2 protein-coding genes are annotated in these 3291 nt (G+C 35.6%); both read left to right on the plus strand.

The window, feature by feature from the left end:
• The first annotated feature begins 402 nt into the window (after positions 1-402).
• On the plus strand, positions 403-2052 hold the full coding sequence (locus NQ163_RS20400) for an NAD+ synthase (protein ID WP_268192160.1): 1650 nt from the start codon (positions 403-405) through the stop codon (positions 2050-2052).
• Between the two features lie 155 nt (positions 2053-2207).
• Positions 2208-2924, plus strand: coding sequence for a Crp/Fnr family transcriptional regulator (locus NQ163_RS20405; RefSeq protein ID WP_110363179.1), 717 nt, complete (start codon positions 2208-2210; stop codon positions 2922-2924).
• Positions 2925-3291 lie beyond the last annotated feature (367 nt).

The following is a 3291-nucleotide window of genomic DNA, read 5'->3' on the forward strand; positions in this document are numbered from 1 at the left end:
CCGATTATGAATTTTGTTGCATTTGGCTCCCAAATGCTTACAAATTCTATTTCGGGACGAAGCTTCCCCTCCCGAATACTTTCGGGATTTCTAAAAGTTTTTTGCGGATAAGCAGATTGTCCTTCCAATGCCCCCTATAACCCGTGCTGACATAGCCGAAATCATTTATACTTCTCCATTCGGATTATAGATAATTTTAAGGACTCTCTACTATAAATCATACAGAACCTTTTTTATTAATGAATCTCAAAAATAAACAAAGCATAATTCAAAGAAAAAGATTTCTGCAGTTTTGAGGTGTGGATATCTTAATTAACAGTGGAATCATTCCCTTTTTATAACTAAATTTGCCATTGCCTCAATCAGGCATCAAAAAGTTTATTCGAGACAATATATATACAGATGAAAATAGCATTAGCCCAATTAAACTATCATATCGGCAATTTCGAAAGCAACACGGAGAAAATTATCTCTGCAATTGAAAAATCAAAAAAAGAAAATGTTGATTTGGTAGTATTTTCGGAGTTAGCAATCTGCGGGTATCCTCCAAAAGATTTATTAGAGAGAAAAGATTTTATTGAAAGAACACAGGATGCTTTGCAAAAAGTAGCTAAGGCATGCACAGACATTGCTGCTGTTGTGGGTGGTCCTTCAATCAATCCAAATACCAAGGGAAAGAACTTGTACAATTCGGCTTTCTTTATTTCTAACGGAAAAGTTGAAAGTATTCACAATAAAACCCTGTTGCCAAACTACGATATATTCGATGAATACAGATATTTCGAGCCAAATACAGAATTCTCGTTGGTAGAATACAAAGGCAAGAAAATTGCGATTACGGTATGTGAAGACTTGTGGGAAAAACAACCTACCGATAATAATTTTGCAAAATCGGAGCTTTACACCATTTCACCAATGGAGGAGCTGAACAAATTGAATCCTGATTTTGTGGTAAACATTGCTGCTTCGCCATTTTCATACAACCAACAAGATTTAAGAACCAACATTCTAAAATCAAATATCGAACGATACAATTTGCCTGTGATCTATGTGAACCAAATTGGTGCTCACACCGAATTGATTTTCGATGGTGATTCGATGGTTTTGAACTCGAAAGGTGATGTGGCATGCAGACTAAAGTATTTCGAAGAAGATTACCAGGTAGTGGATATGAATGAGATAGAAGACAAAGCAATTGAAATTGCAGAAGTCGACTATATCGAAAAAATTCATGACGCTTTGGTTCTTGGTTTGAAAGATTATTTTGGCAAAATGGGCTTTAAGCAAGCGACTTTAGGTCTTTCCGGTGGTATCGATTCTGCAGTAACCGTAGTACTTGCCGAAAGAGCTTTGGGAAAAGAAAATGTACGTGTATTGTTGATGCCTTCTGAGTTTTCTTCGGACCATTCGATTAAAGATGCGGTTGATTTGGCGGAAAATTTAGGTATTGAGCACGAAATTGTAAACATTCAGGAAATTTTTTCAGAATTTCAGAAAGCACTAAAACCTAGCTTTGGCGATTTGCCATTTAATGTTGCCGAAGAAAACATACAAGCCAGAATCCGCGGTACTTTGGTAATGGGCTTATCCAATAAATTTGGCCACATATTATTAAATACATCCAATAAAAGTGAAGCAGCCGTTGGATATGGAACTCTTTATGGTGATATGAACGGAGGCTTATCAGTTTTGGGAGATGTGTACAAAACAGATGTATTTAAAATGGCTTGGTTTATGAATAAAGACAAGGAAATTATTCCGGTAAATACAATTGTAAAACCACCATCAGCAGAATTGCGTCCGGATCAGAAAGATTCTGATTCATTGCCAGATTACGATGTTTTGGATGGCATTTTGTACCGATATATAGAAAAAAATATGTCATCGAAAGAAATCATCGCAGATGGTTTTGAAAAACAAACAGTTGAAAAAGCAATCCGTTTGGTAAACATGAATGAGTACAAGCGTTTTCAAACGCCACCTATATTGCGTGTTTCATCAAAGGCTTTCGGCTTTGGTCGTAAAATTCCATTGGTAGCAAAGCACAGTTAAATGGGTAGAAACACCTACAAAAACGTATGCTGTCGAACATCGTATAAATAAGGATATTTTTCTCTATTCGTTTTCCCATTTAAATTCATTTATATACATTTGAACTGTTTTACAACATGCAAGTATATTTTTTATAACCATATCCGATTATTGTAATGATTGAGAATGAAAGAAAGTCAAGAGAGACGATTTGTGGAGAAGTAATTAATAACCCTAACTCTGTATTTAATGTTCTTGCTCCGTCCGAGAAAGAAGAACTAAAGTCCAATATGACTTGCTCTTTTTTCAAAAAAGGCGAATACATTTACAAAGAAGGCGAAAGACCTATTGGGTTAATTTGTTTATCGGAAGGGAAAGTTAAAATTTTTAAAGAAGGAGTTGGCGGACGTGAACAAATCGTTCGTATGGCTAAACCAATTGGTTTTATTGGATACCGAGCTTTATTTGCCGAAGAGAACAACATTGCATCGGCAGTTGCTATCGAGGATTCGATTACCTGTACAGTTAGCTACGACTTAATTCTTAAACTACTTCGTTCGAATGCTGAATTGGCATTAAGTATTATTCGTTCGTTGTCAACCGAGCTTGGATTCTCGAACAACAGAACCATTACGCTTACCCAAAAGCACATTCGTGGTAGGTTGGCTGAATCGTTATTGTTCCTTCGTGACACATACGGATTTGAAGAAGACGAAGCAACCATTAAGGTTTACTTATCGAGAGAAGATATTGCAAACCTATCGAACATGACAACTTCGAATGCAATTCGTACATTATCGACATTTGCCAGCGAAGGTGTTATTGCTATTGACGGAAGAAAAATTAAAATACTAGACAAGGTGCGCCTTGATAGAATCAGTAAATTAGGTTAACATTTAAGAACAATATTGAGGAGGCGTTGGAAACAGCGCCTCTTTTTTTTTATTCTGAAAGCATTGAAAAGTTTAAATGGTGAAAAAGTAGAAAAGTTGTAAAATTCTATGGCTATTGTAATTAAGAACTATATCACATATGTACCCTTTGAGTTCAAAGGGAAGAATCCTGAGCGTAAGAACAATTAGTAATAAGCTAAAATATTGTTCCCGATTTTACACTTTAGGCTATTTTTCTAATGGAAATAAACGGTTAAGAATTTAAGTATATAATGAAGTTGTTTAAAGTCCTCCTGAAAAACTGCGAGCAACATCTTGATTCCATTGGCATCAGCTAATTTTTATTACGTAACTTCGGCTATGCAAT

Origin of the sequence: Marinifilum sp. D737 (assembly GCF_026672275.1) — a bacterium.
In the GTDB taxonomy this organism is placed as follows: domain Bacteria; phylum Bacteroidota; class Bacteroidia; order Bacteroidales; family Marinifilaceae; genus Marinifilum.